Source organism: Stenotrophomonas sp. 22LJNL06-5-1 (genome assembly GCF_056861455.1).
In genome coordinates this window covers 459,992-476,767 of the sequence record NZ_JBSPUE010000002.1, presented here as the reverse complement: position 1 = coordinate 476,767, position 16,776 = coordinate 459,992, and the positions used below count along the sequence as shown (strand labels likewise).

Annotated in this window: 14 protein-coding genes; 10 read left to right on the top strand and 4 right to left on the bottom strand. The window is 68.2% G+C overall.

Annotation, left to right across the window (positions count from 1 at the left end; all coding sequences use genetic code 11):
- Positions 1-66 precede the first annotated feature (66 nt).
- Positions 67-948, bottom strand: coding sequence for a LysR substrate-binding domain-containing protein (locus AC13GF_RS07780; protein ID WP_024957553.1), 882 nt, complete (start codon positions 946-948; stop codon positions 67-69).
- 122 nt (positions 949-1,070) lie between these two features.
- Here AC13GF_RS07780 and AC13GF_RS07775 point away from each other — a divergent pair, with 122 nt between their 5' ends.
- Both AC13GF_RS07775 and AC13GF_RS07770 read left to right on the top strand, forming a co-directional pair.
- Complete coding sequence (locus AC13GF_RS07775; RefSeq protein ID WP_483004295.1) at positions 1,071-1,772, top strand: ankyrin repeat domain-containing protein; 702 nt, start codon at positions 1,071-1,073, stop codon at positions 1,770-1,772.
- 51 nt (positions 1,773-1,823) lie between these two features.
- On the top strand, positions 1,824-3,281 hold the full coding sequence (locus AC13GF_RS07770; protein WP_483004214.1) for an amidohydrolase family protein: 1,458 nt from the start codon (positions 1,824-1,826) through the stop codon (positions 3,279-3,281).
- 90 nt (positions 3,282-3,371) lie between these two features.
- Here AC13GF_RS07770 and AC13GF_RS07765 read toward each other — a convergent pair whose 3' ends face one another.
- On the bottom strand, positions 3,372-4,301 hold the full coding sequence (locus AC13GF_RS07765; RefSeq protein WP_483004213.1) for a LysR family transcriptional regulator: 930 nt from the start codon (positions 4,299-4,301) through the stop codon (positions 3,372-3,374).
- A 93-nt stretch (positions 4,302-4,394) separates the two neighbouring features.
- On the opposite strand from AC13GF_RS07765, the gene AC13GF_RS07760 reads away from it, so the two are divergent.
- Complete coding sequence (locus AC13GF_RS07760) at positions 4,395-5,597, top strand: MFS transporter (protein ID WP_483004212.1); 1,203 nt, start codon at positions 4,395-4,397, stop codon at positions 5,595-5,597.
- Positions 5,598-6,133: 536 nt separating this feature from the next.
- Here the strand turns inward: AC13GF_RS07760 and AC13GF_RS07755 are convergent.
- Positions 6,134-6,787: a response regulator gene (locus tag AC13GF_RS07755; RefSeq protein ID WP_483004211.1), complete on the bottom strand. Its 654-nt coding sequence runs from the start codon at positions 6,785-6,787 to the stop codon at positions 6,134-6,136.
- Positions 6,780-9,809, bottom strand: coding sequence for a sensor histidine kinase (locus AC13GF_RS07750; RefSeq protein ID WP_483004210.1), 3,030 nt, complete (start codon positions 9,807-9,809; stop codon positions 6,780-6,782). The genes AC13GF_RS07755 and AC13GF_RS07750 overlap by 8 nt, the downstream gene beginning before the upstream one ends.
- A 96-nt stretch (positions 9,810-9,905) precedes the next feature.
- Here AC13GF_RS07750 and AC13GF_RS07745 point away from each other — a divergent pair, with 96 nt between their 5' ends.
- From AC13GF_RS07745 to AC13GF_RS07715, 7 genes are all read left to right on the top strand, one after another.
- Complete coding sequence (locus AC13GF_RS07745; protein WP_024956237.1) at positions 9,906-10,238, top strand: hypothetical protein; 333 nt, start codon at positions 9,906-9,908, stop codon at positions 10,236-10,238.
- A 50-nt stretch (positions 10,239-10,288) separates the two neighbouring features.
- Positions 10,289-10,732, top strand: a complete 444-nt coding sequence (locus AC13GF_RS07740; protein WP_050426933.1) for a helix-turn-helix transcriptional regulator — start codon at positions 10,289-10,291, stop codon at positions 10,730-10,732.
- Positions 10,729-11,385: a hydrolase gene (locus AC13GF_RS07735; protein ID WP_483004209.1), complete on the top strand. Its 657-nt coding sequence runs from the start codon at positions 10,729-10,731 to the stop codon at positions 11,383-11,385. Before AC13GF_RS07740 ends, AC13GF_RS07735 begins: the two co-directional genes overlap by 4 nt.
- Positions 11,386-11,387: 2 nt before the next feature.
- Entirely contained in the window at positions 11,388-11,813 is a 426-nt protein-coding gene (locus AC13GF_RS07730) for a DoxX family protein (RefSeq protein WP_483004208.1), read from the top strand.
- Between the two features lie 119 nt (positions 11,814-11,932).
- Positions 11,933-13,780 carry an amidohydrolase gene (locus tag AC13GF_RS07725; RefSeq protein WP_483004294.1) on the top strand — a complete coding sequence of 616 codons (1,848 nt, stop codon included), beginning with the start codon at positions 11,933-11,935 and terminating at the stop codon, positions 13,778-13,780.
- Positions 13,759-15,042: an alginate export family protein gene (locus AC13GF_RS07720; protein WP_483004207.1), complete on the top strand. Its 1,284-nt coding sequence runs from the start codon at positions 13,759-13,761 to the stop codon at positions 15,040-15,042. Before AC13GF_RS07725 ends, AC13GF_RS07720 begins: the two co-directional genes overlap by 22 nt.
- The gene (locus AC13GF_RS07715) at positions 15,036-16,685 is read left to right on the top strand and encodes an MFS transporter (protein ID WP_483004206.1); all 1,650 of its coding nucleotides are present in this window, start codon (positions 15,036-15,038) and stop codon (positions 16,683-16,685) included. Before AC13GF_RS07720 ends, AC13GF_RS07715 begins: the two co-directional genes overlap by 7 nt.
- Positions 16,686-16,776: the final 91 nt, after the last annotated feature.

The following is a 16,776-nucleotide window of genomic DNA, read 5'->3' as shown; positions in this document are numbered from 1 at the left end:
CGGAGTGACCATGTTTCGATGCGTGATGCGCGAAAGGCATCCACGCATGGCGTGGATCTACTGTGGTCAATCCGGTTCGCGCTGCACCTGACGCCACAGCTCGCTGGCCAGCGCACGCACCGCATCGTCGGCATCGGCACGGTGCAGCAGGCCGATTTCGTAGTTGTCGATCACCGGCAGCTCACGCTCGCCATCGATGATGCGGTGCTCGCGGCTGACCGCGCGGCGCGGCAGCAGGCTGATGCCGATGCCATCGGCCACCGCGCCCTGGATGCCGCTCAGCGACGAACTGGTGAAGGCGATGCGCCAGCGCAGGCCCAGCGCTTCCACGGCGTGGATCATCTCGTCGCGGTACAGCCCCCGCGGCGGGAAGGTGACCAGCGGCAGCGGGTCCTGCTGCAGGCAGCTGCTGCGCAGGCTGTCGATCCAGTGCATCGGCTCGCGCCGGCAATGCACCGCCTGGCGGCTGTTGCGGCGCTGCTTGACCAGCACCAGGTCCAGCTCGCCGTGGTCGAAGCCCTGCGCCAGGTCGCGGCTGAGGCCGCTGCTGATCTCCAGCTTCACCTGCGGGTGGCGGCGGCTGAAGGCGGCCAGCATGCGCGTGGTCTGCGGGTTGACGAAGTCCTCGGGAACACCGATGCGGACCGCGGTCTCCACCGTCGCACCGGCCAGCGCCTGGGCCATTTCCTCGTTCAGGTCGAGCATGCGCCGCGCGTAGCCGAGCAGGGTGTGGCCGGCGTCGGTGGGGTGCACGTCGCGGTGGCCGCGTTCGAGCAGGCGATGCCCGGCCAGTTCCTCCAGCCGGCGTACCTTCTGGCTGACCGTGGACTGGGTCGAATGCAGGCGCGTGGCCGCCGTAGTGAAGCTGCCGCAGTCGGCCACCATCACCAGCGCCCGCAGCAGGTCCAGTTCGAACAGGGTTCTATTCGATTTGGCACTGTCTTGCATTTGAACATTTCACTTCTGGATACCCAGGCCGACTTCTACCATGCAGGGCAGGGGCCGGCAATGCCCGGCTGTTGCTACCGTCGCACGGCGTTCCGTGGCGACGGACATGAGGAGACACTGTCATACGCGTCCATCATTCCCCTGGCTGGCCTGCGCCGTTCGCGCGCGTGCTGCTGTTGTGCCTGCTGGCCATGGTCACCCCGGCCTGCACGGCAACGTCCAAAGCCGACGTCGATGGCCGCCTGCGTGATGCCGCCAGCCGCGGCGACGCCGATGCGGTGCGACAGGCGATCGAGGATGGGGCCACGCTGGAGGCGCGCGATGGCCAGGGCCGCACCGCGCTGCTGCTGGCCACGCACGGCAACAACGTGGATGCCGCGCGTGAGCTGATCGAAGCCGGCGCCGACGTCAATGCCAAGGATGCGTTGCAGGACAGCGCCTACCTGTATGCCGGTGCGCGCGGCCTGGACGAGATCCTGGCGATGACCCTGGCGCATGGCGCCGATCTGCGCAGCACCAACCGCTATGGCGGCACCGCGCTGATTCCGGCCGCCGAGCGCGGCCACGTCGCCACCGTGCGCACGCTGCTGCGGGCCGGTGTGGCGGTGGACCATGTCAACCGGCTGCACTGGACCGCGCTGCTGGAAGCGATCCTGCTCGGCGATGGCGGTGCGCGTCACGTGCAGATCGTGCAGCTGCTGCTGGAGGCCGGCGCCGACCCGGAGCTGGCCGACGGCGACGGCGTGACGCCGCTGGCGCACGCGCGCCAGCGCGGCTATACCGGAATTGAAACCCTGCTGCGCCAGCACGGCGCGGTGCGCTGAATGCAAACCTCTTCCACCCGCACGCTGGGCGTGCCCACCAGGATGCTGTCCATGTTCCGTTCCCGTCCTTTGTCCCTTGCCATCCTCCTTGCGGTAGCACCTCTGTCGGCGTCTGCCACCGAGCGCGCCGACCTGCTGATCCGCAATGCCACCGTGGTCGATGTCGAGCACGCCAGCACCCTGGCCGGGCAGAGCGTGGTGATCCGTGGCGAGGACATCGTCGCCGTCGGCCCGGACGCACAGCTGCGCAGCCAGTGGAGTGCGGCCCGCCAGATCGATGCCAAGGGCAAGTACCTGATCCCGGGCCTGTGGGACATGCACGTGCACTTCGGTGGTGGCCCGGCGCTGATCGAAGAGAACAAGGCGCTGCTGCCGCTGTACATCGCGCATGGCATCACCACGGTGCGTGACTGTTCCGGCGATCTGCCCGAGCAGGTGCTGCAGTGGCGGGGCGAGATCTCCAAGGGCACCCTGTTCGGCCCACGCCTGCTCAGTTCGGGCGCGAAGATCGAAGGCATCAAGCCGGTCTGGAAGGGCACGATCGAAGTGGGCAGCGAGGCCGACGCCGACAAGGCGATCGCCCGCCTGCAGCACGACAAGGTTGATTTCGTGAAGATCACCGACAGCACGCTGAAGCCGGAGCTGTTCCTGTACTCGGCCAGTGCTGCGCGCAAGGCCGGCTTCAAGGCCTCGGGCCACATTCCGATGGCGCTGACCGTGGAGCAGGCGGTCGATGCCGGCCTGGCTTCGATCGAGCACCTGGACTACGCATTCAAGGCCGGCAGCAAGGACGAAGCGAAGATCGCCGCCGACTTCGGTGCCGGCCGCATCGACCGCGCCGAAGCCAACCGCCGCCTCGACGCCAGCTTCGACCGTGACACTGCGATGCACGCCTACCGTGATTTCGCCAAGCGCGGCGTATTCGTAACCCCGACCCTCAACGGTGGCCGCATCCTCGACTTCCTTGACCAGGATGACCACGCCAACGACCCGTACCTGGCCTACATCGGCCCTGGCCTGCGTGCGACCTACCAGTGGCGCGTGGACCGCGCGGCGAAGGCCACGCCGGCGCAGATCGAAGCGCGCCACGCGCAGTTCCACCAGGTCGCTGCAGTGCTGCCGATGCTGCAGGAGGCCGGCGTGACGATCATCGCCGGTACCGATGCGGGCTTCCTCAACTCGTTCAACTTCCCGGGCATCGCCCTGCACCAGGAGCTGCAGCTGTTCGTGAAGGAGGGCCTGAGCGCACCGCAGGCGCTGTCGGCCGCAACCCGTTCCGGCCCGGCCTGGTTCGGCCAGATGGACCGTTACGGTGGTGTTGCACAAGGCAAGGCGGCCGATCTGGTGCTGCTGACCGCCAACCCATTGCAGGACATTGCCGCCACCGAAAAGATCGACAGCGTGATCCTGCGTGGCAACGTGTATGACCGCGCCGCGCTGGACAAGATGCTGGCCGACACCAAGGCTAAGGTGGCGGCGTGGAATGCAGAGGCGGGCAAGTCCAACTGATTGCCGGGTCGGGGCGGAATCCACGCATGGCGTGGATCTACCCGTACCCTCAGTAGATCCACGCCATGCGTGGATGATGCGGCCGATGACCTAACGCGGCGCCGGCCGCATTCCATGCAATTGCGGCAGCGCGGCCTTCATCGCATCGATGAAGGCGCGCAGCCGCGGCGGCTGCTGGCGCGCGGCGGGAAACACCATGTGTACCGGTAGTGCCGGCGCCTGCCAGTCCGGCAGCAGCTGCACCAGCCGACCCTGTGCGAGGTCCTCGGCTACCAGCCAGGCAGAGACCACCGCTGCACCCAGCCCCGCACATGCGGCCTGTTGCACGACGAACAGGTTGTCGCTGAGCAGGCGCGGGCTGATCGACAGCGTATGCGCGCGGCCCTGCGCGTCATGCAGCAGCAGGCGTTCGCGGTAATAGGTGACCAGCGAGATCCACGGCAGTGACTGCGCCTGTTCCGGCGTACTGACTGCCGTGGCGTCCACCAGCGAGGGCGCCGCCACGACGATGCGCGGCACTTCGGCGAGCGGCAGTGCGACCATGCGCGGTTCGTCGACCGGTCCCACCCGCACCGCGCAGTCGATGCCTTCCGCGATGAAATCCGGGCGCCGATCTTCCAGGATCCACTCCAGGCTCAGCTGCGGATGCTGGGCGAGGAATGCCAGCATGGTCGGCAGCAGCTGCGCCTGGCCGAACGCGTGCGGCACCATCACCCGCAGGCGTCCGCGCAGCGTTTCCGGTTCGCCGTGCAGTTCGGCCTGCAGCGACTCCCATTCGTCGACCACGCGTTGCGCATGGCGCTGGCAGCGCAGGCCGTCTTCGGTCAGCTGCAACCCATGGGTGGAGCGCTGCAGCAGGCGCAGGCCGAGCTGCCGCTCCAGTGCCTGCAGGCGACGACTGACCGTCGGCTGGGTGGTGCCCAGCTGCACGGCAGCAGCAGACAGGCTGCCGGCATCGACGATGCGCAGGAAGGTGCGCAGCAGATCCAGGCGATCCGCACCGGTAGCGAGGTCATTCATGCGTAATGCGTATGAAGGATATGTAATGAAGCCTACTACAGACGTTTGGCGAATACCGGCAGGATACGCCCACTTCCTCTACCGGACTCCCCGATGTCTACCCCCTCGCTGTCTGTCGCCGCCGCACCCGCGACCGCACCCTCCACGCCGCTGGTGCTGGCAATGGCGGCTGGCGCCGGCTTCTCGGTCGCCTCGCTGTACTACAGCCAGCCGATGCTGGGCCTGATCGCCCAGGACCTTGGCGCCGGTGAGCGCGCCGCCGGCCTGGTACCGACCTTGACCCAGCTCGGCTATGCGCTGGGCATCCTGCTGCTGGCGCCGTTGGGCGACCGGTTCGACCGCCGCAACCTGATCCTGTTGAAGTCCGCGTTGCTGGCATTGGCACTGGGCGCCGCAGCGATGGCCGGGCACCTGCCGGGCCTGCTGATGGCCAGCCTGCTGGTCGGGCTGATGGCTACGCTGGCGCAGGACATCGTGCCGGCAGCTGCGGTGCTGGCGCCGGATGCACAACGCGGACAGATCGTCGGCCGGGTGATGACCGGCCTGCTGCTCGGCATCCTGCTGTCGCGCGTGGTCAGTGGCGTGGTGGCTGAAGCATGGGGTTGGCGCACCCAGTTCGTGCTGGCCGCGGTATCGGTGGCGGCGATGGGCGCGGTGATGGCGCGTGCGCTGCCGCGTTTCGCACCGACCAGCACGCTGCGCTATCCGGCGTTGTTGGGTTCGTTGCTGGCGTTGTGGCGCGAGCAGCCGCAGCTGCGCCGTGCGGTGGCCAGCCAGTCGTTGCTGGCGGTCGGCTTCAGCGCGTTCTGGTCGACGCTGGCGCTGATGCTGCATGCACGTCTGGGCCTGGGCAGTGCGGCGGCGGGGGCGTTCGGTATTGCCGGTGCAGCCGGTGCAGCCGGTGCGCTGGCCGCGCCTTTCGCCGGCCGTTTCGCCGATCGGCTGGGATGCCATGCAGTGGCGCGGCTGGCGATCGCGGTGGCACTGCTGGGCTTCGGTCTGCTGCTGGCTGAAGCCTGGTTGCCGGCCGCTGCGCTGCTGCCGCTGCTGGTGGTGAGCGCGCTGCTGTTCGACTTCGGTTTCCAGTCGGCGCTGGTGGCGCACCAGACGCTGGTCTACGGCCTGGTGCCGCCAGCACGCAGCCGGCTCAATGCATTGCTGTTCACGGGCATGTTCATCGGCATGGCCGCCGGTGGTGCGCTGGGCAGCCTGGCGCTGGCGCAGTGGGGGTGGCACGGCGTGGCCTGGCTGGCGGTGGTGTGTGCGGGCGGCAGCCTGCTGCTGCGATTGAAGTAAGGGGGGTGTTCGGCAGGGCTTGCAGCCCTGCACCCACGGTAGTGCCGGCCGCTGGCCGGCAACAGCACAAACAGCGGGTTTCCTGTAGGCAGACGGGGTGGGTCCGGTTGCGGGGGACGCCGTAAACCCCGCTCCGCGGTCCGGCCCACCCGCCTTCGACAGATTTCCGCGATCTGCAGTAGATCCACGCCATGCGTGGATGAATCTCCATCGGAATCGAATATTTCGAATTGGAATCCAAAAGCATCCACGCATGGCGTGGATCTACCGTGTCGACCAAGGTCGACACCTACCAACAGCCGCCGGAATCTGTCATAGGCGGGGCGGTGTCGGAGTGCGGGGTGTCAGCCGCATGGATGCGGCTGCCAAGCTTACAGGGACGTACTTGCAGCGTCCCCGCACTCCGACACCGCCCCGCCATCCCACGGAATCCATGCTGTTGTTGTTGCCGTTGCCGTTGCCGTTGCTGTTGAGGTTGCCGGCCAGCGGCCAGCACTACCGTGGGTGCAGGGCTGCAAGCCCTGCCGAACAACCCCCTAATCGTGACCGCTGTCGTCCAGGCTGATGATGCCGCGCCGCAGCGCCTGGGTCACCGCATGCGTGCGATCGCCCACGCCCAGCTTGTCCATCAGGCTCTTCATGTGCGCCTTCACCGTCTGCTCGGAAATCTGCATGCACTCGCCGATGCGCTTGTTCGACAGACCCCCGGCCACGTGCCGCAGCACTTCGGTTTCGCGCGGCGACAAGCGGTCTTCCACCACATGTGCGGCGATGCTCGCCGCCACTGCCGGGGGAATCGGTGCGCGGCGGCCGCCAGCGACCATGCGGATCGTGTCGACCAGCTCGTGGCGCAGCATGTCCTTCAGCAGATAGGCGCTGGCGCCGGCCTGCAGCGCCCGCACCGCACGTACGTCACCGCGGTAGGTGGTCAGCACGATGATGCGCGCGCGCGGATCCATCGCGCGGATCCGCACGATGGCTTCCACACCATCCAGGCGGGGCATCTGCAGGTCCATCAGCACTACGTCCGGCTGCAGCTGCTGGTAGCGCGCGATGGCTTCCTCGCCATCGGCGGCCTCGCCGAGTAGGCGCAGGTCGGGTTGCGCGCCCAGCAGGGCGGCCAGGCCGTCACGCAGCAGCGGGTGATCATCGACCACCAGTACGCCGATCGCGGCAGGGGATTCAGTCATGGCTCGTTCTACTCCAGGGCCAGCGCCAACGCGATGGCCGGCGGTGATACAGGCGCCGCGCGGGGACCGCCAGCGCGACTTCGGTGCCCAGCCCGGCACGGGTCCACAGCTGCAGTTCCGCACCGAGGCGCTGCGCGCGTTCGCGCATGCCCTGCAGGCCCCAATGGCCGTTGCCGGCATTCTCGTCGGCGATGCCGACGCCATCGTCGCGCACGTGCAGCAGGAAACACCGCGTGCCGTACGACAGCTCCACTTCGATGGCACTGGCATTGGCATGACGCAACGCATTGCGGATTGCCTCACGACCTATCAGGAACACCTCTTCGGCTGCGTCGGCCTGCAGCGGTGGCGTCGCGCCTTCCACGGTCAGGCGCAGTGGGTTCGTGCCGTGACCGGCGTACTCGGCGTGCACATCGGCCAGTGCCGAAGCGAGGTCGCGGCCAGCAAACGGTCCCTCACGCAGGGCATTGACCCGCTCGCGGCCCTCGGCCAGGTTGCGCTCGGCCAATTGCATCGCTGACTCCAGCTGGCCGCGTACCGGCTCCGGGGTCTGGGGTGACTGGCTGATTGCGTGCAGGCGCAGGATCAGGCCCTGGCTGCCCTGCAGCAGGGTGTCGTGCAGGTCGCGTGCGATGCGTTCGCGTTCGCCATTGCGTTCCTGCAGGCGAGCACGGAACAGCGCAGCCAGCTGCCCGCTGCGGATGCGCACTGCCAGCACCAGCAGCGCGAGTATCGCGGCTGCGCACAGCAACTTGAACCACACGGTCTGCATGAAGGTGGGGGCGATGCGGAAGCTGCGGCTGGCCGGTGCGGTGCTCCAGATACCGTCTTCGTTGGCGGCTTCCACTTCGAACCGGTAGTTGCCCGGCGCCAGGTTGGTGTAATACGCGCGGGTGCTGCTGCCTGCGTCCTGCCAGCCATCGTCGACGCCGGAGAGGCGATAGCGGTAGCGGTTGCGCTCCGGGCGCGCCAGCGACAGCGCTACGTAGTCGATCTGCAGCTGGCTGGTGCCGGCGGGAAGGCGCAGTCCATCGCGTAGCGGCTCGTGCTTGCTGCCATACAGCACCTCGCCGATGCGCACGCTGGGGGCCATCGAATTGACATGGGAGCGGGTGGTGTCCAGCCAGGCCAGGCCCTGGTTGGTGGCCAGCCATAGCAGGCCGTCGTCGGCCAGTGTCGCGGTTGCGATTGGTCCACTCTGCAGGGCAATGCCAGGCATGCCGTCGATCGCGTCGAACAGGCGTGGCGTGACCGGTAGTCCGCTGCGCAGGGCTCGGCGCAGCTGCCCGCTTTCCATCCGCACCAGGCCACGGCTGCCATTGAACCAGATGTGTCCGTTCGGATCGGCGACCATCCCGGTGATGCCTTCCAGGACACCGGCCATGTCGGTGCGCACCGGGGCGAAACGACCGTTACCAACGCGCGCAGCCAGCCCGGCTTCGCCGGCGACCAGCAGCAGGTCCTGGTGATGCAGCATTGCGGTGATCGGCCCCACCGACAGGCCCTGGCTGGCATCGAAGCTCTCGATGCGGTTCGCACTCTTCCGGCGCAGGCGGCCGTCGGCATAGCCAAGCAGCAGCTGGCCTTGGGCATCCAGCGCCAGCGACGAGCAGGCCTGCTCGGGCAGGCGGACCTCGCGCTGCCACTGGCCGTGCTGGTGGTGCAGGACGCCGCGTTCGCCGGTGCACACCCAGGCCTGCGCGTCGTCGGGGAACAGCAGCGCATGCAGCGGTTGCCCGGTGAACGGGGCCGGCAGCGGGATCAACGAGGTGTGGCCGGCGACCGTGCGCGCAAGATTGACCCAGTCGAACTGCCAGATTGGCGTGGGTGCCTGGCGTGCGGCGGACTGCAACTGCGTGGCGCTGCCATCCAGCAGCGTGCGCCGCAGATCGTAGGGCTTGAGGTCTTCGCCATAGCCATATACGCGGCCATCGCTGGCACGCACCAGCGAGCGGTAGGGATCGCTCGGGCCGACCAGCAGGGTGTGCACGCTGCGCGCGCGGAAGCGGTTGAGGCCGAGATTGGTACCGACCCAGAGATTGCCTTCGCGATCGACGATGATCGGCACCGCCGAGGTGGCGGTCAGTCCGTGCGGCGAATCGAAGCGCTCCATGCGTACGGCCCGGGTGCCGTCGAAGGTGATACGGGCAACGCCGCCGTGCGGGCTCATCGTGGCCCACAGCGCGCCATCGGCAGTGAACTGCAGGCGCGCAGCAACCAGTTCCGGAAGACGCCGCGCTTCACGTTCGCTGGCCGCCAACAGGCCCTGCGCGTTGGCCAGGGGCAAGGTGCCGCGCACCCGGTCGGCCAGCCACACTTCGCCCTGCGGGCTTTCGGCCAGCGTCGCCATCTGCGAGACCGCGATGCCGGTGTCTTCGAACGCGGCCTGGCCGGCCGCACGCATCCAGACCTTCAGATCGGCCAGGACCCAGAACGTGTCCCGGCTGTCGTGCAGCAGCCACTGCACACGGCGCTCCGGCAGCCCTGCATTGGCCGGCAGTGACTGCCAGCGTTGTCCATCAAAGCGGCGCAGCCCGCCATTGATCGCCGCCCACAGCTGGCCCCCGCGATCCTGGCTGAAGTGCGGGACCACACCGACCGGCACTCCCTGTTCGCGGCCATAGCTGTGCAGCCGCCCCTGCGCGAACCGGCTGATGCCGGCCTGGAAGTAGCCGATCCACAGGGCGCCATCGCGGCCCTGTGCCAGCGTGACCATGTTGGTGGACGGGAACTGGCTGCCGACGGGCGCCGCCTGCCGTTCGAAACGACGGCCATCGAAGCGGTACAGGCCCGAGCCCGTGGCCAGCCACAACAGGCCGTCGCGGTCCTGGGCAATGTCCCAGATATCGCCGGGCGCGCCCTGGCCGACCCGCCAGGCAGTGTGCTCGAAATCGGGCAACCCGCCGCTCACCGGCGGGCGCTGCACGGCAAGGGCGGGCAGGGCGGTCAACAACAGCAGGCACGTCAGCAGCGTCGGCAAGCGACACAGGAACGGGAAGGGGCGGCCTCGCATGGCGCGCATTCTGGCAGGTGTGGGGCAGCCCGGGGTGACCCGAACGGGGTAGGCGGCATGCGCCGACGTCGGCTATCACGCCGGCATGTCCCCTGGAGCCCCGCCATGCAGCGCCTGTTCGTGATGTTCCCCGACCGCGGTCCGGGCATCGGCCTGCTGTGGCTGCGGCTGTGCCTGGCCGCCGCGCTGTGCACCTCTGGCCCGCATGCGGGCGGGTGGTCGGCGCTGTGCCTGCTGGCGGCGGCCATGCTCATGCTGGGCGTGTTGACGCCACTGGCAGTGCTGCTGGCGGCCGTGGGCATGTTCGCGCAGCAGGCACCTTGGCCGCTGGTGGCGTTGCCGCCGGCGCTGCTGATGGTGGGGCCGGGGGCCTATTCACTGGATGCGCGCTTGTTCGGGCGCCGCCTGCTTGGCCGTCGGCCTCCCCCATTCGGGTAGGTGCTGGCCTCGACCGACGGGGGTAGGGCATCGCGCAGCGGCCACGCACCATGGGGCACCCCCTCGCGGCGTCCCGCATGGCCACCGTTTTCCCGCCTGATCCGCCCGCCGCATCACTGGCACCGCAGCAGGCTGCCGCGTTGCAGCGCGCCCTGCGCTATGTCGATGCGCACCTGTCGCAACCGCTGCGGGTGACCGAACTGGCGGCAGCCGCCTGCGTCAGCCGCTTCCATCTGGTGCGCCTGTTCCGCACCGGTACCGGCGCCAGCCCGCTGCGCTATGTGCGCCGGCGCCGCATCGAGCGTGCGCGCCAGTTGCTGCCGGGTGCGCAGCTGCCGATGGCCTGCCTGGCCCAGCAGTTGGGCTTCTTCGACCAGAGCCACTTCGTCCGCAGCTTCCGCGCGGAGACCGGCTGCAGCCCCGGCCAGTACCTTGCCGGCGATGCGGCCCTGTTGCTTCCCCTTGATCGTGTTTCCAACGGAGTCCACCCATGAGCCTTGCCACCGCTACTCCCGCCCCGGCGCTGCTGTCGCCGACCGACCATGCCCTGGTGCTGATCGACTTCCAGTCGCAGATGGCGTTTGCCACCCACACCATCGACATCTCTGCGCTGCGCAACAACGTGTCGCTGATCAGCAAGGGTGCCAAGGGCTTCAACGTGCCGGTGGTGCTGACCACCGTCGCCGAAACGTCGTTCTCCGGCCCGATGTTCCCCGAACTGCCGCAGATTTTCCCGGGCCAGACGGTGTTCGACCGCACCTCGATGAACACCTGGGAAGACCAGCCGGTGATCGATGAGATCAACCGCATCGGCAGGCGTCGTCTGGTTGTTGCTGGCCTGTGGACCAGCGTCTGCATCGTCGGGCCGGCGCTGTCGGCGTTGGCGCAGGGCTTCGAGGTGTATGTGATTACCGATGCCTGTGGCGATGTCAGCGAAGAGGCGCACGAGCGTGCGATCACCCGCATGGTGCAGGCCGGCGCGGTGCCGATGACCAGCGTGCAGTACCTGCTTGAGCTGCAGCGCGACTGGGCACGCGGTGAAACCTACGATCTGACCACTGGCATCGCCCGCGACCATGCCGGCGGCTACGGCATCGGCATCCAGTACGCCAAGAGCATGTTCGGCGCGCAGGAAGGCGGGCACTGAGCATGCTGGCTGGCCATGGCCTCGACCTGGCCCTGCTGATGCTGCGCGTGGCGGCAGGAGGCTTCCTGCTGCCGCACGCGCTGGGCAAGCTGTTCGGCTGGTTCGGTGGGCCGGGGCTGTCCGGTTTCGCTACCGAGCTGCGCAGCTTCGGGCTGCCAGCGGTGGCACCGTTGCCGCTGTTGCTGGCCCTGCTGCAGGTGCTGTCCGGGATGGCTGTGCTGCTGGGATGGCAGACCCGCATCGCCGCGCTTGCAGCGGCCGCTTTCATCGGCTTCACCGTCCTGTTGGCCCTGCCCAAGGGCTGGTTCTGGATGCGCGGTGGCAGTGAGTACTCGTTGATGTGGACCACGGTACTGCTGGTCATCGCGCTGGCCGGGCCCGGCACCTGGGCACTGGACGTCCACCGTCTTCCGGGAGACCTCGCATGAGTCACGATCCACTCGATCACGGCCGCCGCAACGTGGTGCTGGCCAGCGGCGCTGCCGTAGCGCTCGGCCTGGCCGGCCGCGCCGGTGCCGCACTCGATTCCACTTCCAAGGAGCGTCGCATGAGCACGCTGGTCATCCGCAATGCCCGCATCACCACGCTCGACCCGCAGCAGCCGCATGCGCAGGCGCTGGTCGTGCAGGAAGGACGCATCGTTGCCGTCGGCAGCGATGAGGAGATCATGCGCGGCTGGGGCAATGAAGCGACCCTGATCGACGCCCAGGGGCGGCGCCTGCTGCCCGGCCTCAACGACAGCCATACCCACCTGATCCGTGGTGGCCTGAACTACAACCTGGAGCTGCGCTGGGACGGCCTGCGATCGCTCGGCGACGCGCTGGACATGCTGAAGGCCCAGGTCGACCGCACGCCCGCACCGCAGTGGGTACGCGTGGTCGGTGGCTTCACTGCCGCGCAGTTCAACGAGAAGCGCCTGCCGACGCTGCAGGAGCTCAACGACATCGCGCCGGATACGCCGGTGTTCCTGCTGCACCTGTACGACCGCGCGCTGCTCAACCGTGCCGCGCTGCGCGCCTGCGGCTACACCAAGGACACGCCGGATCCGCCGGGCGGGCAGATCGTGCGTGATTCGCTGGGCAACCCGACCGGACTGCTGCTGGCCAAGCCGAATGCGCTGATCCTCTACGCGACGCTGGCCAAGGGCCCGCGCCTGCCGATCGAGTATCAGGCCAACTCGACGCGTCACTTCATGCGTGAACTGAACCGTCTCGGCATCACCTCGGTGATCGATGCCGGCGGTGGCTTCCAGAACTATCCTGAGGACTACCAGGTCATCGAGCAGTTGCATCGCGATGACCAGCTGACAGTGCGCATTGCCTACAACCTGTTCACCCAGAACAAGGGCAGGGAAGTGGACGACTTCCGTGGCTGGAGCGAGATCCTGCAGCCGCGCCAGGGCGATGACCTGCTGCGCCACAACGGTGCCGGCGAGATGCTGGTGTTCTCAGCGGCCGACTTTGAACTGTTCAACGAGCCACGTCCGGAACTGCCGCCGGAGCTTGAGCCCGAACTGCGCGACGTGGTGAAGCTGCTGGTCGAGAAGCGCTGGCCGTTCCGCATCCACGCCACCTACGACGAGAGCATCACGCGCATTCTCGATGTCTACGAACAGGTCAACCGCGAGGTGCCGTTCGATGGCCTGCACTGGTTCATCGATCACGCCGAGACCATCACCCCACGCAACATCGAGCGCATCCGTGCGCTGGGCGGCGGCATCGCCGTGCAGCACCGCATGGCCTACCAGGGCGAAGCCTTTGTCGAGCGCTATGGCGTGCAGGCCGCGCGGCATACACCGCCGGTCAAGCGCATGCTGGCCGAAGGCGTGCCGGTCGGTGCCGGTACCGACGCCACCCGCGTGGCCAGCTACAACCCGTGGGTGGCGTTGTCCTGGCTGGTGACCGGGCGCACCGTGGGCGGGCTGGCCCTGTATGGCGATGAGAACCTGCTCGAACGCGAGCAGGCGCTGCGCCTGTGGACCCAGGGCAGCGCCTGGTTCTCCGGCGACGAAGCGGTGAAGGGCACGCTGAAAGCCGGTCAGCTGGCTGATTTCATCCTGCTTTCGGCCGACTTCTTCCGCGTGGATGACGCGCAGATCGCCGACATCACCAGCGTGCTGACCGTGGTCGGCGGGCGCATCGTGCATGCAGATGCCGACTATGCAGGGCTCGCGCCGCAGCTGCCGCCGGCGATGCCGGACTGGTCGCCGGTCAACCGGTTCGGTGGCTACCACGTCGGCGGTGCTGCTACCGGATTGGCCGCCGCCCATCGCCACCATCACGGTGTGGCCTGCAGTACGCATGGCGCTCACGGTCATGCCGCGCAGCATGCGGCGCCCACCGATGACCTGACCGCGTTCTGGGGCGCGATGGGATGCTCGTGCTTCGCGTTCTGAGCCTGGCGCTGCTGGCCATGCCCTCGCTGGCGCTGGCCTGCGATGGGGGCCGCTGCAGTGATGCTGGCAACGGTCAGCTGCAGCTGGACGCGTCGCTGCGCCTACGTGGCCTGTACTACGACCCGACCCGGTTCGGCATCGGTGGCAGTGAAGATGGCTACGGCCTGCTGCGCGCGCTGGCCTCGGCCACCTATGCGGAGGACAGCTGGCAGGCGAAGCTGCAGCTGGGCGTGCATGCCGAGAATGGCAAGGCAGGCGGCCCGGGCCGCACCGACCGTGGCGCGTTGGACGTGCAGCAGGCGTACTGGCGCTGGCAGCGCAGCGGCTTCCACCTGCAACTCGGTCGGCAGGAAGCCGGCTACGGAAGCTCACGGCTGTTGTCGGTGCGCGATGGGCCGAACATCCGCCTGGCCTTCGACGGTGTGCGCCTGGGCTGGAAGAGCCGCCTCGGCACGCTTGATCTGATGGCACTGCGACCGGTGGAGAACCGGCCGGGTGCCTTTGATGATCGCGGCGAACACGGTGCCCACCTGTGGGGTGCCTATGCCACCACGGCACGCGGGCAGGGCGCGGGACAGTGGGATCTGTATCTGCTGGACTACCGCCGCGAAGGCGCACGCTTCGCGGCAGGTTCCGGCACCGAGAGGCGGCAGACCGTGGGTGCACGCTGGTTCGGCCAGGCCGGTGCACTGGACTGGAACAGCGAGCTGGTGGCGCAGGGCGGTGAACTGCGAACGGCCGTCGACACGCTCGATATCCGCGCCTGGACGCTGGCCACCGATACGGGTTGGCGCTGGACGGACCTGCCGTTGCAACCGCGGTTGGGGCTGAAGGCGGACATCGCCAGTGGCGATGGCAATCCGCGAGACGGCCGCCTGGGGACCTTCAATGCACTGTTCCCGAAATCGGCCTATTTCAGCGAGGCCAGCCTGCTGGCCCCGGCCAACCTGATGGACATCCAGCCCACCCTGACCCTGCGCCTGCACGACGCGGTGACGACGGAGCTGGGCGTACAGATGGCGTGGAAGCATCGGCGTGCCGATGCGGTCTACACCACGCCGGCACCGCTGGTGGCATTGCCGGGCAGCGCCGGTGGCGCGCGCCGCATTGGTAATCAGTACAAATCCGAAACCCGCTGGCAGGCCAGCGAACACTGGCAATGGCAGCTGCAGCTGGCCTGGGTCGACGCAGGTCCTGCACTGAAGCAGGCCGGTGGCCAGGACACGCTGTTCGCCTCGATCGTTGGAGCATGGCAATGGTGAACGCAACCGCGTCGCAACCCCCCGCACAGGCCGCAGGTGCCTGGTCCCCGCTGAAGATCCGGATGTTCCGTTCGATCTGGCTGGCGATCCTGGCCAGCAACATCGGCACCTGGGTCAACGACGTGGCCGCCGCCTGGGTGATGGCCGAGCGTACCGGCTCGCCGTTGATGGTGGCCCTGGTGCAGTCGGCCACCACCGTGCCGATCGTGCTGCTGGCGCTGGCCGCAGGCACGCTGGCCGACATCGTTGATCGCCGCAGGTACCTGTTGGCGACCCAGGGCTGGATGCTGCTGGTCGCCGCCGTGATGGCGACGCTGACCGCGAAGGACCTGCTGACCCCGCAGCTGCTGGTACTGCTGATCTTCTGCATGGGCTGCGGTGCAGCGATGGCGATGCCGGCGCAGGCCGCGATCGTGTCCGAGCTGGTGCCGCAGCCGATGCTGGCTTCGGCGGTGGCGCTGAACTCGATCGGCATCAACATCGCCCGCTCGATCGGCCCTGCCATCGGCGGTGTGATCGTCGCCCAGCTCGGTGCGGTCTGGGCGTTCGGCTTCAACGCCATCACGTTCGCCGCGATGCTGTTCGTGGTGTGGGGCTGGAAGCGCGACCCGAAGCAGTCCAGCCTGCCGCCGGAAGGCTTCGGCGCCGGCCTGAAGGCGGGCCTGCGCTATGCCAGCCGTGCCGGGCGGCTGCAGGCCGTGCTGATCAAGTCGGTGGGCTTCTTCTTCTTTGCTGCGGCGATGAATGCACTGCTGCCGGTGGTGGTACGCGGCCAGATGCAGGGTGGGGCGGGGCAGTACGGCATGCTGCTGGGCTGCATCGGTATCGGTGCAGTGGGCGGGGCCTTGCTGCTGCCGAAGCTGCGCGCGCAGTTGGATCGCGACCTGCTGGTGCTGCTGGCCACGCTGTCGCTGGCGCTCAGCCTGGTCGGGCTGGCGCTGACCCGCAGCTGGTACGTGCTGCCATTGGTGATGCTGATCAACGGTTTTGCGTGGATCACCGTGCTGTCGTCGCTGCAGATTGCGGCGCAGACCGCAGTGCCAGCGTGGGTACGCGCGCGTGCACTGGCGCTTTACATCATGGTGTTCTCTGCCGGCATGGCGGCCGGTGGCCTGAGCTGGGGCGCGCTGGCACAGCGCACCTCGCCGGAGCTGGCGTTGCTGGTGGCTGCCGCAGGCGCGGTGATCGGGGGGCTGCTGGTGTGGCGCGTGCGCATTGCTGGCACCGAGGATCTGAACCTGCAACCAGCCGGGCACTGGCCGGCGCCGGAGCTGTCGGTGCCGGTGTCGAACGATCGCGGCCCGGTGCTGGTCACCATCGAGTACCGAATCGACGATGCTGATCGTGCCGCGTTCCAGGCGCAGGTGCGCGCGCTGGGCACGATCCGCCGCCGCGATGGCGCGGTGGTCTGGGGCGTGGTCGAGGACGTGGCCAGCCCAGGCATCCACCTGGAGTATTTCGTGACCCCGTCGTGGCTGGAGCACTTGCGCCAACACGAGCGCATCACCGCCGACGACAAGGCGATCCAGGAAGTGCTGCGGGAGCTGCATCGCGGTGAGCGTGCACCGGTGGTACGCCACTTCGTGGGTGGGCATGACCCGCTGCCGAAGGCCGGGGTCCCGCACCACCACAGCGACATCTGACAAAAAAGGGGACGGAGGGGATTAAGTCGTTTGTGCACAAGCGACTTAATCCCCTCCGTCCCCTTTTTGCGACCGAAGGGGCGGCGGCACC

What these genes read in the sequence shown, in the direction of transcription:
- AC13GF_RS07735 (WP_483004209.1), top strand. Translation starts at nt 10,729, where the DNA reads ATGAGCCTTGCCACCGCTACTCCCGCCCCGGCGCTGCTGTCGCCGACC.
- AC13GF_RS07755 (WP_483004211.1), bottom strand. Translation starts at nt 6,787, where the DNA reads ATGACTGAATCCCCTGCCGCGATCGGCGTACTGGTGGTCGATGATCAC.
- AC13GF_RS07740 (WP_050426933.1), top strand. Translation starts at nt 10,289, where the DNA reads ATGGGGCACCCCCTCGCGGCGTCCCGCATGGCCACCGTTTTCCCGCCT.
- AC13GF_RS07745 (WP_024956237.1), top strand. Translation starts at nt 9,906, where the DNA reads ATGCAGCGCCTGTTCGTGATGTTCCCCGACCGCGGTCCGGGCATCGGC.
- AC13GF_RS07725 (WP_483004294.1), top strand. Translation starts at nt 11,933, where the DNA reads ATGAGCACGCTGGTCATCCGCAATGCCCGCATCACCACGCTCGACCCG.
- AC13GF_RS07750 (WP_483004210.1), bottom strand. Translation starts at nt 9,809, where the DNA reads ATGCGCGCCATGCGAGGCCGCCCCTTCCCGTTCCTGTGTCGCTTGCCG.
- AC13GF_RS07760 (WP_483004212.1), top strand. Translation starts at nt 4,395, where the DNA reads ATGTCTACCCCCTCGCTGTCTGTCGCCGCCGCACCCGCGACCGCACCC.
- AC13GF_RS07765 (WP_483004213.1), bottom strand. Translation starts at nt 4,301, where the DNA reads ATGAATGACCTCGCTACCGGTGCGGATCGCCTGGATCTGCTGCGCACC.
- AC13GF_RS07780 (WP_024957553.1), bottom strand. Translation starts at nt 948, where the DNA reads ATGCAAGACAGTGCCAAATCGAATAGAACCCTGTTCGAACTGGACCTG.
- AC13GF_RS07715 (WP_483004206.1), top strand. Translation starts at nt 15,036, where the DNA reads ATGGTGAACGCAACCGCGTCGCAACCCCCCGCACAGGCCGCAGGTGCC.
- AC13GF_RS07730 (WP_483004208.1), top strand. Translation starts at nt 11,388, where the DNA reads ATGCTGGCTGGCCATGGCCTCGACCTGGCCCTGCTGATGCTGCGCGTG.
- AC13GF_RS07770 (WP_483004214.1), top strand. Translation starts at nt 1,824, where the DNA reads ATGTTCCGTTCCCGTCCTTTGTCCCTTGCCATCCTCCTTGCGGTAGCA.
- AC13GF_RS07720 (WP_483004207.1), top strand. Translation starts at nt 13,759, where the DNA reads ATGCTCGTGCTTCGCGTTCTGAGCCTGGCGCTGCTGGCCATGCCCTCG.